The sequence below is a fragment of the Fuerstiella marisgermanici genome (genome assembly GCF_001983935.1).
Classification (GTDB): Bacteria; Planctomycetota; Planctomycetia; order Planctomycetales; family Planctomycetaceae; genus Fuerstiella; species Fuerstiella marisgermanici.
On sequence record NZ_CP017641.1, the window covers coordinates 884989 to 907339 of the forward strand.

Here is a 22351-nt window from a genome sequence, read left to right on the forward strand (position 1 = left end):
CTGCTGAAAGCTGACTGCTGACAGCTCCCTTCTAATGATTAAACAAAAACGCGGGGCTGTTGATTAGTGCCCACGCGAGATCCTGCGTGGCCGTTAGTCGTTTGGCTTCGAGTTGCTTCTTGCTGAATTCAACATCGGCTCGCAGGCGGACCAGCTTGCCGTCTTCAGTGATTTCCTGACTGACGAAGCCAAGTCTTTCCTTACGTTCAGTGACACCCGGATCCTCCGGCAGTGGCTTCTTCGCTTCATTCAACGCGGCTCTTTTGGCGGCCAGCGTCGCGTCGGATTTGCCGAACCACGCGACGGCGGTGGCGTTCTGAGCATCGGTGCGTTGGTCTGCGGGGACGCTCGCGATTGCTTTTAGCGATTCCGGCAGGCTGAGTCCTGGCTTGGCTTTCTGCGTGGCAGAGATCCTGAACCTGCCCAGCAGGTGTTCCTTGGCGGTGTGATTTTGATGAATGATGAACTTCAAAATGGTACCGCCATCACCGCCCACTGGTTGCTTCGTTTCGAACGTCGCCCAGTGAGTCACTCCGCCCGCGTTGGCGACCGCCCATGCGTTTTGATTGCCCGTGTTTCCGTCAATTGCCAACGCAATGTTGAAGCCACCTTGCAGGAAGTCTGCCTGCGCGTTTGCCAGGTCAACTTTTGCGAACTCGGCCGGCTTCGCTGCGGCTGCGGCCTGAACGTCGAATTCTGTCACCACAAAATTGCCGTTCGCGGGCAGGCCCGGGCCGTTGCCTTCCAGCGACGTATCCTGCAATGCTTCGATACGGAAGGCGGTGATGTCTTTCAACGATGTCTTCACGGTAATTGTGTAGGCACCCTTGTCGGCTTTGCCGGTCGCCTTGATCGAACGATCACTCAGGCGTTCCAGTGAAACGCCTTTGGGAGCAGTCAGTGTGTCTGACTCCAGCAGAAACCATTCGGCATCCGAATTGTGTTTGGCAAGATACTCGCTCGCATGCTTTGTGGTCTCAGCGTTGTACTTATCAAAGTCGGCTTGAGCCGCTGCCTGTTTCTCTGCGCGAGCTTTCTCTTCTTCCGCTCGACGCGGGGCGATTTCTTTTTCGAAGGAGGCCAATTCGCTTTTGGCTTCGGCGATCGCCTTCTCGCGACTCGCTTCCAGCTTCGGTCGTTCTTCCTTCCACCATTCTTCTCGTTCGGTCAGCATCTTTGTGAGTTGCTGATGGTCGCTTTCGATCTGACCGACGGACGCCAGCGTGGCGTCGATTTCCACGTCTGTGGCGGGCCGGTTGAGGATTCGAATGAATAGTTCATCGATCAGCGCCCGATCGTCGCCGATTTTTTTTGCAAGTTTTGCGAGTTCACTGTTCGGGTCGTCAAGAGCGGTGCCAACGGTGGGGCCACCGATGAGTGCCATAATCGGTCCCAGTTGCAGATCGGCTGATCGCTCACATTCGCACGCACTTTCGCGGACAGGGCGCCCCAGATTGTCCAGAAAGCCGTCTGGCAGTTTGACGCCAGCATCCGGAATCGCGGCCGCTCGCGTGCCGCTGGGAACGCCAGGGATGTTCGAAGTGGTTCCGACCACTCGATGGATCGCATCATACAACACTTCCGCAGGAAGGCGGCGAGCGATCGCGTGAGAGTAGTTCTGTGTGTCGTCCTCATTCCACTGGTTGGTTTCCAGCGACAACTGATACGTGCGTGATTTGCAGATGAGGTGCAGCATATGGCGGACATTGAATTCGCTCTTCACGAACTCGGCCGTCAGGTAGTCCAGTAATTCGGGGTTGGTGGCCGGGTTGCCGGCGCGAAGGTCGTCGATTGGTTCACGAATGCCGACGCCCAGCATGTAGCCCCATAGCCGATTTACGTAGCTTTTTGCGAAGTAGTGATTGTCTGGCGATGTGATCCAGGCCGCGAGTTGCTGGCGGCGATTGGCTTCCTTTGGACAGTCGTAGTCGCAGTCGAACGGGAACTCCGGCGGCGCCACAGAACCCGTGCGGTCGTGAGTGATCTCGCCATCCTTCTTTTCGAAGACGACTTCGTAAAACGGCTTGGCACCTTCCACCGCCGTGCCGCCGATCTTGCGTTTTCCGCTCGCGGGATCTGCCTTCAGGCCGACTCGAGCGAAGTACGCGGCCGTTTCGTAGTATTGATCCTGCGTCCACTTTTCGAAGGGATGATCGTGGCACTTGTTGCAGTTGAACCGCACACCCAGGAACAGGTGAGTCGTGTTCTCCATGATGTCGACTGGTTCACGCAGGATCTTGTAATAGGACGCCGCCGGGTTGTCTTTGTTCGACCCGTCCGCTGTGATCACCTGTTGTACAAATTTATCGTAGGGCGTGTTCGCGGCCACTTCGGTTCGAATCCAGTCGCGGAACGCCTGGGAACCTTCCGGCCCCAGAAACTTACGATTCACCTGCAGCAGGTCGGCCCACTTGTTTGTCCAGTATTCCACGAAGTCTTCATTGCCGATCAATTGGTCGACCACGGCCGCTCGCTTAACCTTCGTTTCTGATTCGTCTGCCAGAAACGCTCGTACCTGTTCGGCGGTTGGTGGTAGACCGGTTAAGTCCAAATGCACGCGCCGCAGATACTCCGTGTCGCTGCACAAACCGGATGGTTGAATTTTCATGCGCTGCCATTTGTCGGCAACGAGTTTGTCGATTTCACTCCATGATTCGGGCTCCTTCCATTCAAAGCCGTCGCGGTCACCCATCACCGTCAGCGTTGTTGCGGTGTAGGCACCTTCGTACCGTGCCAGGATAGGAGCCTCGCCGCGGCGGATGGCAGTCATCAGTCCCCAGCGGTTTGTGACGGCGACTTCTGTGTTGCCGCTGTCAATGTAGGCTTCGCGTGTGACGTCTTTGGTGCTGCCGTCGGCATACGTGGCGACGATGCGAATTTGCTGAGGCGAACCGATTTTCTGAATGACGGGGTTTTGAGGCAGAATGGAAATGCTGGCGACTTTCGGCGTCGACAGATCAAGCTTCGCTCCGTTGGCCACCCAGTTGCGGACGACTTCGTAATAATTACTGCTTGGCTTGAACAACTGACCGCCTTCATGAGGCACAGCGCCGGACGCCTTCATTAGCATCAGGCTGTTGGCGGGTGAGGCCACATTGGTTCGGCGAGCCGCAAGGTCGTCCGTGAAGGCTCGAATGTCGTAGATCGGGTCGTACCCACGCAACGACAGTTTGAAGCCGTTTTTGCCTTTTTGCGAACCGTGACACGTGCCCTGGTTACAGCCGACTCGCGACAGAATGGGATTCACGTGCGTTCGGAAGTCTGCCACAAACGGCTGGCCAACTCCGGAAACCGTCATCGGCACTTCTACGCTGACGGCGCCGACTTTGACAACCAGCTTTGCAGTGCCGTCCGTTTTGGGTTTCACGAAACCGGACGGCGTGATGTCGACGATAGCCCCGTCGTGCTGCAGTTCGGCGATTCGAGTCACGTCAATCGTGTCGCCGGAATCGAGCGTGCCGGAGATCAATAGCTGCGTGTAATCAAACGCATTGTTCAGGCTGACAGACGATGGCTGAATCGTTAGAGCGGTGACGGCCGTTCCTTCGGGAAGAGTTTCCTTGCCCGCCAGAGGGGAATCGGCCCACGTCAGATCGTTTGTCGCCACAGGCTGACTTTGTTCGCTGCTTTGGCTAACCGGCGCGGCGGCGAATGTTGTGATGGGTTGACCGGTTTCGGTGTCGATAATTCGGACCGTGCCGTCACCGCCGGCCACGGCTACCTGGCGGCTGTTCGGGTGAAACGCGACGGCGTACAGCGGGCTATCGTCGATTTTTACGTTGGCAATTTGCTTGATGTCTTTCGATCGATAGTCGTCCAGTTTCTTCTTTTCCTCCGGCGTTCGGCTGCGGACAAGTTTGGCACTGATCGCTTTCAGATCATCAGGCAGCTTGGTGTCGAATTCGTAACTGGACACCGACAGTTCACCTTTGCCGTCGAGTGAGCTGACAGCGGCGATGCGTTTGCCGTCCGGACTGACGGCGACTCCGAAGACGCGGCCGGTCATCGGTTGAAGGCTTTTGATCAGATTGGAATCGTCGCCGATTTTGCGAGCCGTGATGCGAAACACGCGGTACACCTTCGGCACACCGTCCGATCCGCCGACTACGATTTCGTCTCTTTCGGGATGACGGGCGATACTGTTGATGCCGCCTTTCAATGCACCCGGAGTGATGGACGTGACGTTGTCGATAAATCGGTTTGTTTCCACTTCCGTTAGCTTCACCGTCATGTCGCGAGACACCGACAGTACATGCGGGCTTTCGTTTTCGACGGTGAAGACGGTGTCTCGAACCCAATCGCTATGAGCTCCCTGATACAGGACCTGCTCACCGGTTTTGGCGTCGATGGCTCGCACCGTGTTATCGGAGCAACCAAACGCAATCAGCTTGCCGTCCGGCGACCAACTTGCGCCGTAGACTGTGTCGAACGTCACGCTGTGTGACAAAGTAAGTTCGCGATTCTTAACGTCCCACACCTGGATTTCGCCCATGCGCCCAGGCTGTCCGCCCGTCACTGCCAGTCGCTGGCCGTCTGGCGAGAAACGTACGGACTCGATACGTTCGGAAAGCCCAATCAGGCGATCGGCCAATCCGGAACCGTCGACGTTGTGCAGCAGTACTTCGTTGAATCCGGCCACAGCCAGAAGCTTGCCGTCGGGTGCAAAGTCAATCGATGTGACAACCGGCGGCAGCGAATACGTAGGCGGATTGTCGCGACTGTATTCTATTTTTGTCGAAGGCGGTGTGTCGTCTTTCGCGCCTTCGGCAATCCACTTGCGAATAAGCTCAACTTCAACGTCGGCCAGAGGCTTGCCTTTGGGCGGCATAGCGGCCTTGCCGTTTTCGGGCGTGATCTGAGTGATCAGATAGCTTTCGTCCGGCTTACCGGGCACGATCGCGCTGTCGCCGCTCTCACCCCCGCCGATCAGCCTGGCGAAGTCTGTCATCACGTAATCGCCCTTCGCCTTGGCGGGCTGGTGACAACCCTGGCAATGAGCCTGCAGGATTGGTTTCACCTGCTTGTGAAAACTTACCGAAGCTGCTTCAGTCGGCTGTTCGTCAGCAACAACTGAGGCGGCGGCCAAAGTCAGGATGATGGCACTCAGTTGGCCAGCGTAGACAAGGTTCCGAAGGCAATTCATATGCGGCAGTCTTGCGTCTATTTGGGTTAGCGATCGCAATGACCAACGAAGAACGTGGAACATCGCGTTTCCGGTCGGGGGCTCCTGCCGCATCTGCAATTGGGGGGATTCGGTCGTGCAGCTTTGGCGGGAACCTCGGGTGGGAGGGAGCGAACAGGTCACACCGTGTGCTGTCAAGGTACCATTGCGGAATTAGGGAAGCAAGGTGCTGTTCATTGTTTGGAGCGAAATGTGCCGCAGGAAAATCGGCCGAAACAGGCAGTTTCGGCCGGTTATCTTCGAGCTTTCTGTCGCTGATGGCTCACGCGTGTGACTGATTGTCACAACGCCGTTTTAAGTTGTGACGGTTGGTTAAAAGCACTTGCCGTTCTCCGAATTCGACAAGATTCGAAGTCGACTCTGACGGGAACTGTTCGCGACGCGAGACATCGCGTGACGATCTGCATAGCGGTGGACGGATAATTGCTGCCCGACGGAACGAACAACCGGCGATCGCCCGTAGTCAATGGACTGATACGATGATCACGCGTGTATTAACAATTGTTGTGGCAGTCAGCCTGAATTCGATAAGTGGTGCAACGGTCACCGAAGCCGCCGATGCGTGTGGAGATGTCTGCGGCGAAGGTTGTACAACCTCCGGGTGCGTTGGCGACACGTTCAATGCAATTGATTGGCTACATGGCGAGCGTTCGCTGTTTGATGGCATCAACAAAAAAGATGAAAACGGCTGGTCGTATTCTGTCGGCGCACAATTGCGTCATCGCTACATGGATGAATCTGACCGCTTACGTCCCGGCGGGCCTGGCGATTCGACATACCACCTGTGGCGATTTACTCCCAACCTGAAAGTCAGCTACGGTGATACGTTCGAAACGTTCGTTGAAGCCATTGATGCGTCTGCCTTCGGCTACGATGCTCCGCTGTCACCGCTCGGCATCGACGAAAATCGAGCTGACCTCCTGCAGGCTTATGTGGACCTGAAAATTGCAGATATCGAAGGCGGCGGAAGTGTGAAGTACCGCTACGGCCGTCAGTTGCTGAAGTACGGTTCTCAGCACCTGCTGTCGCCGTTGGCTTGGTCGAATACGTTTCGCAACTTCGAAGGGCACAAGGTGATGTACTCAGGCAGCGACTGGAACGTAGACGGCTTTCATCTTAATAGCGTCAACAACGCTGCAGGCGGGATTGCTCGGCCAACCAGCTTTGATCACGCCGATCAAAGCCGCACAATCAGCGGCGTGTATTCCACGTACAAAGGCATGGAAAACCAGACACTCGACCTGTATTGGCTGTGGTTTCAGGAAGACGAACGAGTCGCGAATCGCATGGGCGGCGATCGCCACACGATAGGGGCTCGACTGGCAGGGAACCAAGCCGTCAAAGAGTGTGACCAGGTTGTGGGCACATGGAACTGGGATTTCGAAGGTGCCTGGCAGTTTGGCAAAGACGATTTTTTGACCGGAGCTAATCAAGACGTCAATGCGGGCTTCTTTTCCGCTATGTCAGGCTATACGTTCAATCAGGCGACATGGTCGCCGACCATCAGCGGTCTCTTTTACTGGGGATCGGGCGACAGCGATCCGGCCGATGGCGAAATCAACACGTTCTATTCTTTGTACCCGCTCGGGCATGCCTACTGGGGCATCATCGATAACTTCTCAGGCCAGAACCTGTTGGACTTCGGCATCACCGCAAGTGTGAAGCCATCTGAAAAGCTTACGCTGTTAGCCGCGTGGCATGCGTTCCGAGCAGCCAAGACGGGCGACAATCTGTACAACATCGCGGGAGCACCATTCGCGATGGCTCCCGGTGAACGGGACCTCGGAACAGAAGTCGACCTTGTTGGTACTTACACCTTTTCGAAAAACCTGAATACGCAGGTTGGCTATAGCTGGTTCTTCTACGGCGACGCCGTCGACAGAAGCGCGTTCGCTCGCCCCGACGCTTCGCAGTTCTATGTGCAGACAACGTTGTCGTTTTAGTTGACCGACACCAATCCGTGTGAGGCGTTCCAGTGCTCTTTCCCTTACCAGTTGAGCGGCAAGGCTGTCCGCTGCTGGAATGAAGAACGTGCGTCTTGCGGCTCACGAGTTCCCAGGCAGTTTTCGAATGACGGGACGGAGTCGAAGCCGCGATGCTTCGCGCACGAACTGATGAACGCACGGCGAGTTACCGGAGCCGCACACACGCGTTTCGATTCTGTGTGTGAATTGATCGCCTGCACCACTGCTTGAGCCGTCTTGCGACGCCCCTCTTCCGCGATAAGTCGTGGGAGCACCAGCGCAATTGCCGCGCCTCCTTTGAAGCCCTCGCGCCTAAGTTTGGCTGCACGCGAGCGACCGCTTTCCCTTCTGCGCTGTGATTGAGCCCGGACGAATGGTCGTTCCGTCGCTGTCCGCGCTCTGTTGTTCCGTTAAGCGTGGGGGCCAGGTCGGGTTCTGTCGGCCTGGGACAAGCGTTTCTTTCTACGGAGAAACTCACGTATCTTAAATCTGCACATTGACATACAGTATTGTTATCTATACCTTTGGGTGATTCATTCGGCCAGCCTGCTGTTTAGCAGGGCGGCGTCCTCTGGATTCACCGGAAAGTACCATGCTAAGCCAAACTACAATTGCGATCGTCAAGGAGATCACCCCGGCCGTCGCTGCGAATGCAGAAACCATCACACGACGGTTTTACGAACGAATGTTCGCCGGTAATCCGGAAGTCAAAGCATTCTTCAACCAGGCTCACCAGCACACCGGCGGCCAGCAGAAAGCTCTGGCCGGCGCCATCTGTGCGTACTTCACTCATATCGACAATCCGGCCGTACTGATGCCCGCCGTTGAATTGATCGCTCAAAAACACTGTTCGCTGGGCATTAAGGCAGAACACTATCCGATTGTCGGCAAGCATCTGCTGGACGCGATCAAAGACATCATGGGCGACGCTGCGACGGACGAAATTATCGACGCCGTGGCAGAGGCATACGGCTTTTTGGCGGATCTGTTCATTGATCGCGAAGCCGCCATTTACGATGACCAGAAAGGCGTGCCGGGGGGCTGGAACGGCTACCGAACGTTTGTCGTCGATCGCAAGGTCGTCGAAAGCGATGTGGTGACTTCATTTTACCTGAAGCCCGAAGACGAAGGTCTGCTGCCGCCGTTCAAGCCGGGGCAGTACATCACGGTTAAGATCGACCATCCCACAACACCGACGTCGCCGCGAAACTATAGTTTGTCGGATCGAGCGGGTGAGGGGCACTACCGCATCAGCGTGAAGCGTGAGGAACGCTTGCTGCCGGACGCACCTGACGGACTGATTTCCAGCCATCTGCACGATGCTATCGAGCCGGGCCATCGTATTCAGGTTGGACCGCCGTGCGGGGAATTCACGATCGATCCGGCGACGTCATCAGACACGCCAATCGTATTGCTGGCGGGTGGCATCGGAGTCACTCCACTGCTGTCGATGGCGAAATCGCTCATCCACAGCAACCCGGATGCATCCGTCTATTTTGTCCAGGCCGCTCGAAACAGCACAGCTCACGCCTTCGCTCAGGAACTCCGCACGCTTGCCACGACCGGCGTCAATGTGAAAACGCGAGTGTTATATGACGCTCCATTACCGGGCGACGTCGAAAGCGGTCGGTGTGATGAAGCGGGGTTTGTGACCACCGATTTACTTCGCGACTGGACGCCGCACACGGAAGCAGAATTCTACTTTTGTGGCCCGAAGCCGTTCATGCAAAACGTGCATGCGAGCCTTCAGGAACTTGGCGTTGCGGAGGATCGCATTCGTTACGAGTTCTTTGGACCAAAGCAGGACCTGCAGGCAACTCTGGTTCCTGCATAACAAACAGTCTATCTGAAAACAGGATTCTAAACATGACGACAGCATTACAACTCACCGATTCCGTCGGTGCATGGGTGACTGAATACCCGGCCACGTCGCGGGTCTTCGAACAACACCGCATCGACTACTGTTGCGACGGCGGGCGACCACTGATCGAAGCCTGTGCCAAAGGCGCGGTCGATGTTCAGACGGTCCTCGGCGAACTGAATGACGTGATTTCAAAAGCAGCTTTGGAAGACGCGGCTGATAAAAACGTTTCGTCAATGTCGCTGACCGAGTTATGCGACTCCATCGTCGCGACGCATCATGAATATCTAAAACGTGAACTGCCACGGCTGACTCAGCTAGTTGACAAGGTCGTTCGAGTGCACGGTGGAGATCATGAATGGCTACCTCGGTTGGGGACGTCGTTCCTGCAATTGCGTGACGAACTGAATCCTCACATGTTGAAGGAAGAACAGATTCTGTTCCCCGCACTACGCACCATTGAACAGTCCCAGGAAGTGCCCGCGTTTCCGTTCGGATCGGTCGACAACCCGATTCACATGATGGAACACGAACACGACGTGGCCGGTCAGGCGTTGAAGGCGATTCGCGAGGCGTCGTCTGACTTCACATTGCCGGACGGTGGTTGCAATACCTTCCGAGCCATGCTGGACGGTTTGCGGGAACTCGAGGGCGACCTGCATCGGCACATTCACAAAGAGAACAATGTGTTGTTTCCGCGAGCTTCAAAACTGGCGGCCGAATTGTCCGGCGCTGCAACTGTTTGACGAATTCGACTGTGGCTGTTTGTGAAAATTGACAACTGATCGTGGAAAGTAAAATCGATGCGACGCCTTTGGTTGCTGTTCGTGGCCGTGATGATCTTTTCGTTTCTGGTTTTGGGCTGGATCGGGACGCGCATCTATCAGGAGATGCCGCCTCTTTTCGACAAGGTTGTCACGACCGACGGCGTAACGCTGATCGACAGCGGTGAGGTTTCCGCCGGTCAGAATGTGTGGCAATCCATGGGCGGTATGGAGGTTGGGTCCATCTGGGGACACGGCAGCTATGTGGCGCCGGACTGGACGGCCGACTGGTTGCACCGCGAAGCCATCTTCATTCTGGACCGCTGGGCAAACGACGACTTTGGCGGCTCGTTTGAGGACCTTAATCATGAACAGCAGGCTCAGCTTCAGGCCCGTCTGAAAAAATTGATGCGAACCAATACGTTCGATACATCCACCGGCGTCGTCACGATTGACCCGATTCGCGCTGAGGCATTCGAATCGAATCTGGCTCACTACAGCGACGTCTTTGCCAACGGAAACACTCACTACGCAATTCATGCCGGGGCAGTTTCTGATCCGGATCGTTTGCGCAAGCTTTCAGCCTTCTTCTTCTGGAGTTCCTGGTCAGCCTCCACGAATCGTGTGGACGAGCCGGTCAGCTACACTAACAACTGGCCTCACGAACCACTGATTGACAACGTTCCGACCGGCGACAACATCGTGTGGACGGGTGTCAGCATCATTGTGTTGTTGGCTGGTATTTCAGGTATGGCGTGGTGGTACGCTTCCAAACGCGATGAGGAAGAAGATCAACCGCCGCCGAAATCGGACCCGCTGGCTCTATGGGAAGCCACGCCGTCTCAGCGAGCCACAATCAAATATTTCTGGGTGGTCGCAGCATTGATTTTGGTGCAGATGTTGCTGGGTGTCATCACGGCTCACTACGGCGTCGAAGGCGATGGCTTTTATGGATTCCCTCTGGCTGAATGGCTGCCGTACAGTGTGACGCGAACATGGCACGTCCAAATGGGGCTGTTCTGGATCGCCACCGCATGGCTGGCAGCCGGACTATTTATTGGGCCACTGGTGAGTGATTGCGAACCGAAAGGCCAGCGGCTAGGTGTGAATGTGCTGTTTGGCGCGTTGCTTCTTGTCGTCGTCGGGTCGCTGACCGGTGAGTTACTGAGTGTCCACAACGTACTCAGCGACAAAGTGTCGTTTTACTTCGGGCATCAGGGCTACGAATACGTTGAGCTGGGTCGTGTCTGGCAGATTGCGTTAATGGTCGGTCTGTTGTTGTGGCTTTTCCTGATGATTCGCGTGCTGTTGCCAGCGATGAAGAAAACGGGCCAGCAACGGCAGCTTGTCATTCTACTGGCAGTCGCCACCGGAGCGATTGCGCTGTTTTACGGAGCGGGGCTGACGTGGGGACGACACACTCATCTGTCGATGGTGGAATACTGGCGTTGGTGGGTTGTGCATCTGTGGGTGGAAGGTTTCTTCGAAGTCTTCGCGACGACGGTGATTGCCTTTACCTTCATGCGCCTGAATCTGATTCGTCCCGGTATAGCGGCTGCCGCAGCGTTGCTATCCGCGACGATCTTTCTGTCGGGCGGAATCATCGGCACGTGCCACCATCTGTACTTCTCCGGAACACCAACGGTCGCGCTGGCGTGGGGATCCGTGTTCAGTGCATTGGAAGTGGTGCCGTTGGTGCTGGTTGGGTTTGACGCGATGGAAGACCTGCGGCGTTCGCGAACATCACCGTGGGTTCAACGTTACAAGTGGCCGATCTACTTCTTTGTTTCGGTGGCGTTCTGGAACATGGTGGGAGCGGGGCTGTTTGGCTTCATGATCAATCCTCCGATTGCTCTGTACTACATGCAGGGCCTGAACACGACACCACTGCACGGCCATTCGGCGTTGTTCGGCGTGTATGGCATGCTGGGGATCGGTTTGATGTTGGTGTGCCTGCGAGTTCTGATTCCCGGTCGCGAATGGAAAGATGGCATGCTGCGATTTTCGTTCTGGTCGCTGAACGTTGGACTGATGGCCATGTGCGTGCTCAGTTTGCTGCCGGTCGGTTTGCTGCAGACGAAAGCGTCTGTCGAAGAGGGTTACTGGTACGCTCGCAGCAGCGAATTTATGCAGACTGAGTTGATGCAGTTTCTGAAGTGGATGCGAGTTCCCGGCGACACAATCTTCTTCCTCGGAGCCGTCGCGCTGGTGATTTTCGTGGCGGGTTTGAAGACCGGGCATTCGTTTAAGGAGGCAGCGACGGACTGATTTAACAACGACCAACGTTAGGCCACCATCGACGCGTTTGTGCGAACAGATTCGATGGTGGCCTGTACGGATTGGTTTCGCGTCGTGCTGAAACTTTCTACGTGTACGTGAGGTCGGGACGAACCGTAGAGTACCTTGGCGAACGTTCCTACTACGGAGCTGAAACAGCCTCGCCTCGATTGAAGAACTGTTCTGCCGACAATTTGGGGGTTACAGGCACCTTTCGGATCTTCCGTTTTCCGAATACCCAGACGCGACATAAGGCATAGTTCACACATGCTGCTATACCGGTGCCAATGACCGCCGCGCCGACGGGGCTTGTAGAGAAGTGTGTGAACGAGGCCATGAGCGTCAATGATGTAGACCAGCTGATGGTCGCTCCCAGCAGGCACGCTGTACAGAAGCGGCCGTATTCCGCCAGCCGATTCGAACCGTTCGGTTCTTGAAAAGTGAACCGCCGGTTGAATTCGAAGTTCCATGTCATGGCCGCCCAGATTGCGAGCGCTCGACCGGCAGCAAGCCCGACAATGGGCAACAGACCGCGGAACAATGCGAGATCAACAACCATCCCACTGGCCCCGACGGTGCAGAACGCGGCAAAACGAAGCAATCCGGGAAATTGGAAGGTGTAGAGTCGCAGCAGGTGCTGAATGTACCGCCACTGCTCACGGAGGTTCAGCTTACTTTCGCCGTGCCTGCGGTCTTGAAAGTGAATGGGAACTTCTGCAACGCGATTACATTCGCAGCGAACCATAATCTCCAGGCCAATCTTGTAACCGCAGGGACTCAACTTCGACACGTCGCCGAGTCTATCGCGGCGGATCGCGAAGAAACCGGCCATCGGGTCTTTGGCGTTTGTTAGCCCTTTTGCGAGCCAGCCGGCGATTCGCGAATTTAGGTGTCTGAAAAAGCTCCACGATTCGTCGACACTGCCGCCTGCGACATAGCGGCTGCCGATAACGAAGTTCGCCTTGTCGGCTTTTAACGGCGCTAGCAGAGACGGGACTGACATTGGTGGATGAGACAGATCTGCATCCATGACGAGGACGTACTCGCCAGTTGTTTCCTCCATACCACGAATAACGGCCGTAGCCAGACCGCGTTCTTCTGTGCGAGTGATGAGTCGCAGCGGATACCGTTCCGCCAGTTCCTCACATAGCTCGATCGTGCCATCGTCACTGTTGTCGTCTACGATGATCAGTTCCGCTTTTAGCTGAGCACCATCCGTTGCAGCGAACAGGCGAGCGGCCAGTTCGGTTAGGTTTGTTGCTTCCTTGTAGGTGGGCACGACGATGGAAACGTCCAGTGCAGACATGGCTCGGGCAGGCAGGTAGGGGATTGGCTCGGAAGCTTCGGCAAAAATACAAGCAGACGGTTTCATTGTGCAGACCTCGTTGCAACGTGGATCAGGGATGGGACTCGCTCGTCGCGTCGAAACATCTGAAACTGTCCGACAGTCTCGGTAAATGCTCCGGGAATGGCGTGCTGATTGACGTCGGCTTCGGCGATCTTTTTGTGCGTCACGGCGAGGACTTCACCGGGGGCGAGTTGGGTTTGCGGCGAGAAGTCTTCCAGCCGTCTTGACGAAAATCGTGTAGGGCTCAGTTGCTTTCGCAAGTCCCTGAACAGATAGAACAGCACGGAGGCCGGTCTTTCTCCAACCAGAATCAAGTGGTCGGGAAGAACAGGCTGGCGATTGATCCAGTTTGCCAGACTACGCTCGGAATGGCTCTCTGCGAACAACTGAAACGGCCATGTCATGACAAGGCACGTAACGCTTGCGACCCACACAGAAAGCATTGCGGCGGAATGATCGAAACGCCGCTTTTCAAACGCCCACCATGTGACGCCAGAACCGATCGACGCTGTGATGGCCAGTAGCCACGCAGCTGGGGACCAGGAAACTCCCAGGATCAGCCCGCACACGAACAGAATGACGAACGGCACAACCGCTCCAAGTGAGCCGGCACATCGAATCATTCTGACGAACCAGCGAGCGGACACGTCCGACATTCGTTGGTTCGCGAATCGCTGCCAAGACACAGCACACAGAATGGCCAGCGCCGGAAACAGTGGCAATGCGTACGTGATGAGCTTCGATTTCGCGACCGAAAGGAACAGCAGTCCGCCACCGAACCAGCACAGCAACAGGACCATCTGCGGGCGAATTGCCGACAGCTTTGCTCGATCACACCATTCGTCGCGCAGGATGGGCACGATGTACCAAATCCATGGCATGGCTCCGAGTGTGACATACGGCAGGTAGTAGAACCACGGCTGATCGCCATGTCGCTGTGTCGAAGTGGCAAACCCCATCACGTGGCGTTCGACGAAGTAATAGTAGGCGTAGCCGGGAATGCGAATTTCCATTGCAATGAACCACGGGCTGGCCAGGACCGCACCGCCGACGATCGCCAACATCAACCGAAAACAGCTTCCAACGGAGACCGTACGGCTGAAGATCAGAAACAGGCCATAGCCGACGCCGACAATGGCCACGCCGATCAACGCTTTGGTAAGTATCGCGAGGCCCAACATACCGGCGGCACCGGCCAACCAGCGGCGACGCGAAGTTTGTTGGGCGGCTCGTTCTGTTTCCCACAGGCACAGCACAACCAGATTCGTCCAGGGCACCAGAGCCACGTCGTGCACGGCCGCTTGAGCCAGTGCCAGCGGAATGAACATCGTCATTGAGACTAAACACGACAGCAGACCAACTCGCGAACCGAATAGACTTCCGGCCAGCAGTCCTGTCGTGATTGCTCCGAGCAGACCAAACATCAAACCGGGCAACCGCACGGCGAATTCGTTCATGCCGAACGCCTTCAGCGAAACCATTTGCGCCCAAAAGTATAGAATGGGCTTGTCAAGAAATGGTTCGCCACGAAAGGTGGGGACGATCCATTCGCCGTGTTCCACCATTTCCTGTGAGATCGTTGCGTGCAGGCCTTCGTCCGGTTCCAGCAGTGGTGTCGGCAGCAACAGTGGGTAGCCGTAGATCAGAGCGGCGGCAATCAGTCCACCGATGATCAACGGGCGATTTGATTTCTCGGTCATGCGAGGAGTCCTTTCCTCCGCAGTGGTTTAGTGCTTTCGAGTTCATCCCAAGGTCGGTGTAGGCTACTGTTCGCAAATGAGAACAAAGTGAGAATGTGCAACGAATTTACTCAGCAAGAAAGTTTTGAGCGTGACACGGTTCTGACCGCGGTAATACGGCAGACCTTCGCTCTCATGTTTCTCTCATGTTTGGAGCCTAGACTGGACAGGTCCTCGTGAAACTGGAACGCGGTGTGTGGCCGGTATTGGAGCAAGATACGAGCGAAACCCCGGGGTTTCCTTCGCAAGCTCAGTCCAACCCCGGCCACCCTCAAATAGTCTGCGCTAGAAATGCGGTGCTATCCATACCGGGGCTCGCCACCCGAGAGCGCTGTTGGCCGTGGGCGTCAATGATTCAGAAGTTAAGTCCACTGGCGTCGAAATTGGATTCGAACCTGGTGATGATGACGGGAGCGGCGACGAGTAAATGCGAGTGTTAATCATTGAAGACTATGCCCCTGTCCGTGAGGCAGTCACGCAGGGGGTGAAGGAGGCTGGCTTTGCCGTGGACAGTGCGTCGGATGGTCAGGAAGGCCTATGGTATGCCACCAAAAATCCGTATGACGTGATCGTGTTGGATTTGATGCTGCCGAAAGTGTCCGGCATGGAGATTCTCAGGAAACTTCGAGCGGCCCGATCAGCCGCTCGTGTGCTGATTCTTACGGCGAAGGATGCTGTGGATGATCGCGTGAATGGGTTGAATGCCGGAGCTGACGACTATCTCATAAAGCCGTTCGCTTTGGAAGAATTGCTCGCTCGTGTGAATGTGCTGTTCCGGCGTCGTTACGATCACGTAGGAAACGTGCTGGAAGTCGGTGACCTGCAGATCGACACGGCAACTCAGGGCGTCACTCGAGCTGGCGTGGCCATCGAGTTCACCAAACGGGAGTATTCTCTGCTGGTGTTTCTGGCGATGCGAGCAGGACAAGTGGTGTCTCGCACGGATATCTGGGAGAATGTTTATGATTTCGAATCGGATGCTCATAGCAATGTGATCGATGTCTACATTCGCTATCTACGTCAAAAGCTGGAACGCCCCGGCTGGTCGCGGATGATTCATACTCGCCGAGGCTTCGGGTATGTGTTGACGTCCGACGCTAAGGACGACGCATGAACATGACGCTCAGGACACGACTGCTGCTTGGGATATGCACGACGATTATTGTCACTCTGTCGGCGACGCACTACGGCATGTTTGTCTTAATGAAGCGGCAGTTACTCACGGAGTTTGACGACGCGTTGGCCGCCAAGGCGCGGGCATTGGCAGTGCTGGTGGAGCAGGATGGCGATCGAGTGGACATCGAATTCCAGAAGCATCCCATGCAGGAATTCGCTCGGGGAATGCGACCGGAATACTATCAGGTCTGGCACGCGGACGGCACAGTGTTGGCTCGTTCTCGGCAATTGGGGAAGGATGACCTCGCACAACTGCGCGGTGATCGCGTCGTTCCACAGATCAAATCCGTCGTTTTGCCGGACGGCAGAGGCGGTCGAGCTGCCGGCATTTCCTTTCGTCCAAATATGGAAGGCGAGTTACCTCCGGTGTCGCCGCCGCCACGACGCGATCCGAACGGAAGGATTGCCGGCATGGAAGACGACGACAATGATGCTCTTGATCTTGATGAAAGCGATTATGCTTCGCGGCCTTTGGTGACATTGGTTGTCGCTCGCGACACGCAGGATCTTGACGCATCACTGGCAAAGCTGACATGGCTGCTAGCGGGCTCCGGGCTTTTGGCAACTGTCATCATTTTGGGTGTGCTGGCATGGCTGGTGACGCAAAACCTGCGACCGTTGCAATCTTTGGCCAGGCAGATTGGCGCCGTAAACGAGCAGACGCTGAATCAGCGATTTGCTCTAAAGAATGCTCCCGGTGAATTGCACCCAATAGTGGTTCGCTTGAACGGATTGATGACGTGTTTGGAAACCGCGTTTCAGCGTGAAAAAACATTCACTGCCGATGTGGCCCACGAACTCAGAACGCCGCTTGCCGGAATTCGTTCAACGTTAGAAGTCAGCTTAAGTCGCCCGCGCGAAGCGGACAGCTACCTTTTGTCGATGCAAAAGAGTCTGAGGATCAGCGAAGAGACTGAGACCATCATTTCCACACTGCTGTCGTTGTCTCGCATTGAAGCGGGACACGCGAAGCTCGAAACCGACATCGTTGACCTTTGCAGTCTGCTTCAGCGAATGTGGCGGCCTTTTGAGCAGCGTGCGACAGAAGCCGGAATACACGTTGTGTGGAACCTTAAGCAACATGTTGTCCTGAAAACTGATCCGGGTAAGCTTCAAATGGTCATCGCCAACCTTTTTGATAACGCTACAAGCTACGTTGACCGCGGCGGCGATATCGTGATCGCGACGTGTTTTGACGATGCTGCGAACTTGCACTTTTCAGTCGTGAATTCCGGCTGTTCACTGACGAACGATCAGGTGAAACACGCTTGTGATCGATTCTGGCGAGGTGACGCTGCTCGTTCAGCCACGGGGCTACATTCCGGGCTGGGGCTGGCTCTGACGCGACGCATTGTGCAGTTTTTGGATGGGCAAATAGGCATCAGCGTGAAAAATAGCCGCTTTACCGCAGACATTCAGCTACCGTCAACGTGCATAGAAGCTACAGACGATATGGCGAATGACTCGGAGGACGAGATGGCCGTTGGGTTGCGTTCTTCGGAAAGTCTGACTGTTCGCACTCTTGCAACTGACCATTCGGTTGTGTGACATTGACGATCTGCTTCGCACAGCAGATGATTTGCAGCAGGCGCAGGCAGTGGACGCCCTTGCCACAACGGAATGGACTCATGCGACACCTACAACAGTCACGCCGCCCGGCATTCACGATCATCGAACTTCTGGTCGTCATAGCGATCGTTGCCATCCTGATTGCGTTGATCCTGCCCGCCGTGCAAGGTGCTCGTGAAGCGGCCCGGCGCATGCAGTGCAGCAATAATCTCAAGCAGCTCGGGCTGGCTTTGCACAGCTATGAGTCCACCCACCGCGTCTTTCCGCCGAGTGAACTAAATTCATACGGTGATGCCGGATGCGACCCCGGCGAAGTAGCAGTGGAAGATAAACCCTCAGCGTGTACTGACTACGAATCGTGGACTGTGTTGTGTTTGCCATTTATAGAGCAAACCGCTCTCGCTGCGGAGTATGATTATGAGTCGCCGTGGTGCAGCCTAAAGAACCGCAAAGCGATCAGCACGCCGTTGACGATCTTCAACTGCCCGTCGACGCCCGCCTCAGATCGTGTTGACCGCTTTCACGTTGTAGGGGCGGCGGCCACGGATTACGGTTCCGTCAATCGTGTGGACAAAGCCGTTTTTAGTGACGTGTTCGGTGTACCGATCCCCAGCCAATCATCTCGACAGGGTGCCCTGGCCGAATACAAAGCCAATAGGGCCGCCGAAATTACCGATGGCATGTCGAACACGCTGATGCTGGCCGAATGTGCGGCTCGACCGGGTGCTTATGTATTCGGTAGAGCGATGACCGATGATCAGTTTCAAGCATACACCGATGACGAAATCGTGCGGCACGGTTCGAGCCTTGTGGCCCATGATGGGATTGGCTGGGCCGATCCGGATGCTGGTTTCCACGTCAAAGGTGTGCGAGCGGACGGCGTGACCGTTTATGGCCCCGTCTTTATCAACGGCATCAATGCTGGCGAAACTTACAGCTTTCATTCCGGAGGCGCCCAAACCCTGCTTAGCGATGGTTCGGTTCACTTCCTGTCGGAAAACATCGACGCGTGGGTTTACGTTTCACTGTGCACACGTTCCGGTGGCGAAGTCGTTGGCGAATTTTAGTGCGTGACGAAGGGCGGCGTGCAGAGAACAAGCGACCAGCGGACCAGTAAGAAAACACCGTCGCCTCACTAAGTGCGGTTTAGTGGGCGAAATGGTCTGGACTCAGTCAGTGTTGGTGGCGAGCTTGAACTTGCTTGGTGCTTCGCCCGCAGCGGTGTGGAAACGAAACGTTCCGTTTGTCGGTGTGTTCAACGCCAGTGCGGCTCGCGATTGAGCTGAGGTTTGGGTCGGTTTAGGTCAGCCTTTGTTCGCTGCGGTCGACACACAACACCGCCCTCGTTCCGGCCCTCGATATCCATTTTCCTGTTCTCTGGGAACGCCGAGCACCTATGGGGCTTGAATGCCGTAACCGGCAAGCATTCAGTCTGGTCGTCGTAATGAATCGCGGTACGATGGCGACTCCGGTGCTGTGGCTAAGGTGGGCAGACGTCAATTCTGAAAGTTCTGTGTGCAGATTGTCACCGGCGAGGAGCATGTCGTGATACTGAAATGCGATACGAGCGAAAACTCAAAGATGGAATTCCATGGAGATAGGCGCGCAAAATGGCCCCACCATCGGCGCGCAACCGGTCCCACCTCGTTTGCCCTGCCGTCGTCTCGCCGTCACCGTTTGCTCTTCACGTAACTCCTGAGAGCCAACGGTGATGGGGAGGCGTAAGGCAGGCAGCTCCTGCTGTTGTTGAGCTTGAACTGCGTGATTCGACTTTGCCGAATGACCAGCTTGTAGTGGGCCTGTTTGCACGCCTATCTCCAATTCCACGTATGAACGTGCAGTGTGAGGTCTGTCAGAAAGAATTTCCGATTGGAGAAGTCACACCGGCGAAATTCGTTCGTCCGGCGGTGGCGTCACTGATCGAAAAGGAATGTCCAAATTGGAACGCCGACAGCGTCGTGTGCCACGATGATGCCAACCGGTTTCGCAGTCAGTATGTGCAAAGTGTGTTGACGGAAGAAAAGGGGGAACTGACGTCCCTGGAGCGCGACGTTGTTGAAAGCCTGCGCGAACATGAAATCCTGTCGCAGAATCTCAACACCGAAATCGACGACGAATCGACAGTCGGACAACGACTGGCCGACCATGTCGCGTCGTTTGGCGGAAGCTGGACGTTCATCCTGTTCTTTGGTGGCGTATTGGTCGTCTGGATTACTGTCAACTCAATCGCCATGCTTGGAAAATCGTTCGACCCGTACCCATTCATTCTCCTCAACCTTGTGTTGTCCTGCCTTGCCGCACTACAGGCCCCCGTGATCATGATGAGTCAGAATCGGCAGGAAATCAAAGACCGGTTGCGAGCCGAAAACGATTACCGCGTGAATCTGAAATCGGAACTCGAAATACGTCATCTGCATTCCAAGCTCGACCTTCTGCTGACGCATCAATGGCATCGGCTGCTTGAGATTCAGCAAGTTCAAACCGACTTGCTCGAGGAACTTGGAAAAAGAAAATGACGGATCAGTTAGCAGATGATCGTGGTGAGCCACAGGTTCCCGCAGCGCAACCACACTTCGCACCGCTCGAGATAAATCAGCCGGGTTGGTCAGCGTTTCTCGCAAAGCACGGTCATTCTCTTCGCAACGTCCTGACCGTTATATTTCTGGCGGTCGCATTGTGGCTGCTGCATCACGAATTCGCTTCGATCAAAGCCGACGACGTCGCCAAAAGTATTCGATCGATGCCGTGGCGGGCCGTTCTGTCGGCACTGTTTTTTACGGTGTGCAACGACTGTGTCTTGATCGGCTACGACTGGTTGGGCGTCCGATTGGTGAAACACCCACTGGCGTTTCGGCAGGTTTCAGTCGCAGCGTTGCTCTATTATGCGGTCAGCAATTCGCTCGGGGCCGTGTTCGGCGGAACTCCGGTTTGTTGCCGCCAGTCGAAGGTCGGATGCACCTCATCCGCCGGACCTTGCCACTGCCTGTCGTCAAACTGTCTCACTTCCTTGGAAGCATCATCGGTGCGTTCCTGTTGATTCTGGCTCACGCAGTGCAACGCCGCACATCCTTGCAAATGTTTCGACGTTGATTGCTGGTGGAGTACAACGGATATTCGCTCGGTCTCGTTGACAATCCCAACCAGTCACGCAAATTGGTCGTAGCTCCTGATTCGAGTTTCTGCCTGGCTTTGGGACGTGAGAAATCCGTTGAAAGCGTCGATGCTCCCGACGAAAGTGGCAGAGGTTAATAGTCGTACCAGATTCCCATGCCAAGCTGGTTATCGTACCGTTGGAAGAACTCCTGTTGCGTTGACGGGCCGTTGTAGTAGCGAAGTCCGACTCGCATGGTACGTCCAGAATTCGGCCCCGTCCATTGCCAGCCGGTCATCAGGTTCAGGCCGGCCGCGAAGTCTGTTTCTTCGCGAAGATGCAGGTTGACGGCCGCAAATGGCGCACCGTGCATTTGATTGTCCGCAATGCCCGCGTATTCAGTGCCGAGCTGGAACTGCAGCGGCTTGGCCCCACCGCTCACAGAATTCGCCCATGCGACTTCGCCGTAGTATCGGAGCTCAGCCGTGGCCTGAAGTGATGTGCCGAAGACCAGTGATTCACGTGCGTAGTTGATGCGGTCAAACGTTGGATTCTTCAGCAGATACTCGTCGCCCACATGAGAACTGATATGAGAGTAGCCAAACTTAATCGACAGGTTTTCTTTCCTGGCCGTCCATTGTAGTCCGAAACGGTAGTCTGCGGATTCAACGTCCAGAGCTGTTTCGGGATCAAGCCGAGTCATCGTGGCTCCTTCCAGATCAATTTGCCACGCGTCCAGGTTTAGAAACTCTGGCTGCTTCTGTCGAAACAGTCCCACTCGCCCACCCAAAGTCGCATCCCACCGCCATGTCTTCTTCGCAAGGTCGTAGCTGCCGACCGACGAAAACCGTGGCTCATTGGGGGCAGCGATGTATGAACGGTACAGCAACCCGTCTGGCAGGACTTCGCCGCCAAAACAGGACTGAGGTATCGGCTCGGTAGGTGTTACGAAGGCGGCCTGAGTCGCTCGAAACAGAGTGTCACTGTAGACACGCTCCGTGCCGAAAATTGGCAAGCCACTGAAGTCGTTCTGCGGTTCCTCAGCCTTAGCGCACGGTGCGAAAGCGAACACACACAGAACGATAATCGTGACTATTACGTTAAGTTTACCGGTTCTGTTTTTTTGAGCGCTGGCGTCCATTCCACGTCCGCAAAAGTGACAGGGAGCGATTAGCCGCAAATCCTGGCATAACCAACATGAGAAGAGCGTGAGTTTTATAAGGGAGATTGCAGAACCAGAACGGTTTAGTTGTTCCGGTTGCATCGCCTGTGCTTATTCTCCGTAAAAGAACCGTTATCCGATTTCCTAGATGAGAGCTTTCTAATCAAAAATACACGTTTTGCCGTCGATACAGGTTGTCAGCATCGCAACATCGAACT

General features: G+C 55.5%; 13 protein-coding genes. 8 read left to right on the forward strand and 5 right to left on the reverse strand.

All coding sequences use genetic code 11. The features are described 5' to 3' along the window. Positions 1-31 precede the first annotated feature (31 nt). Entirely contained in the window at positions 32-5143 is a 5112-nt protein-coding gene (locus tag Fuma_RS03280; protein WP_077022876.1) for a DUF1549 domain-containing protein, read from the reverse strand. 518 nt (positions 5144-5661) lie between these two features. Between Fuma_RS03280 and Fuma_RS03285 the strand changes: the two genes are divergently transcribed. The 4 genes from Fuma_RS03285 (at position 5662) to Fuma_RS03305 (ending at position 12039) form a co-directional block, all read left to right on the forward strand. After that, positions 5662-7125 carry an alginate export family protein gene (locus Fuma_RS03285; protein ID WP_077022877.1) on the forward strand — a complete coding sequence of 488 codons (1464 nt, stop codon included), beginning with the start codon at positions 5662-5664 and terminating at the stop codon, positions 7123-7125. Positions 7126-7738: 613 nt separating this feature from the next. Beyond that, positions 7739-8980, forward strand: a complete 1242-nt coding sequence (gene hmpA, locus Fuma_RS03295) for an NO-inducible flavohemoprotein (RefSeq protein ID WP_077022879.1) — start codon at positions 7739-7741, stop codon at positions 8978-8980. Positions 8981-9012: 32 nt separating this feature from the next. Continuing rightward, a complete protein-coding gene (gene ric, locus Fuma_RS03300; protein WP_077022880.1) occupies positions 9013-9753 on the forward strand; it encodes an iron-sulfur cluster repair di-iron protein in 741 nt (246 codons plus the stop codon). A gap of 57 nt (positions 9754-9810) precedes the next feature. Next, positions 9811-12039, forward strand: a complete 2229-nt coding sequence (locus Fuma_RS03305; protein WP_077022881.1) for a nitric-oxide reductase large subunit — start codon at positions 9811-9813, stop codon at positions 12037-12039. 151 nt (positions 12040-12190) lie between these two features. Here Fuma_RS03305 and Fuma_RS03310 read toward each other — a convergent pair whose 3' ends face one another. Together Fuma_RS03310 and Fuma_RS03315 are read right to left on the reverse strand one after the other, a co-directional pair. Continuing rightward, complete coding sequence (locus Fuma_RS03310; RefSeq protein ID WP_083731773.1) at positions 12191-13420, reverse strand: glycosyltransferase; 1230 nt, start codon at positions 13418-13420, stop codon at positions 12191-12193. After that, positions 13417-15096, reverse strand: a complete 1680-nt coding sequence (locus Fuma_RS03315) for an ArnT family glycosyltransferase (protein ID WP_077022883.1) — start codon at positions 15094-15096, stop codon at positions 13417-13419. Before Fuma_RS03315 ends, Fuma_RS03310 begins: the two co-directional genes overlap by 4 nt. Positions 15097-15562: 466 nt before the next feature. Here Fuma_RS03315 and Fuma_RS03320 point away from each other — a divergent pair, with 466 nt between their 5' ends. The 4 genes from Fuma_RS03320 (at position 15563) to Fuma_RS03340 (ending at position 20396) form a co-directional block, all read left to right on the forward strand. Next, positions 15563-16249, forward strand: a complete 687-nt coding sequence (locus Fuma_RS03320; RefSeq protein ID WP_077022884.1) for a response regulator transcription factor — start codon at positions 15563-15565, stop codon at positions 16247-16249. Between the two features lie 2 nt (positions 16250-16251). Continuing rightward, positions 16252-17859 (forward strand): sensor histidine kinase, encoded by a 1608-nt coding sequence (locus Fuma_RS03325; RefSeq protein WP_158520841.1) that lies wholly within the window; start codon positions 16252-16254, stop codon positions 17857-17859. Between the two features lie 80 nt (positions 17860-17939). Further along, positions 17940-18947: a DUF1559 domain-containing protein gene (locus tag Fuma_RS03330; RefSeq protein ID WP_077022886.1), complete on the forward strand. Its 1008-nt coding sequence runs from the start codon at positions 17940-17942 to the stop codon at positions 18945-18947. Between the two features lie 762 nt (positions 18948-19709). Then, a complete protein-coding gene (locus Fuma_RS03340; RefSeq protein WP_077022888.1) occupies positions 19710-20396 on the forward strand; it encodes a DUF1003 domain-containing protein in 687 nt (228 codons plus the stop codon). A gap of 364 nt (positions 20397-20760) precedes the next feature. Here Fuma_RS03340 and Fuma_RS35125 read toward each other — a convergent pair whose 3' ends face one another. Both Fuma_RS35125 and Fuma_RS03350 read right to left on the reverse strand, forming a co-directional pair. Then, entirely contained in the window at positions 20761-20928 is a 168-nt protein-coding gene (locus Fuma_RS35125) for a hypothetical protein (protein ID WP_158520842.1), read from the reverse strand. 197 nt (positions 20929-21125) lie between these two features. Continuing rightward, entirely contained in the window at positions 21126-22112 is a 987-nt protein-coding gene (locus tag Fuma_RS03350; protein WP_077022890.1) for a DUF1207 domain-containing protein, read from the reverse strand. Between the last annotated feature and the right edge of the window lie 239 nt (positions 22113-22351).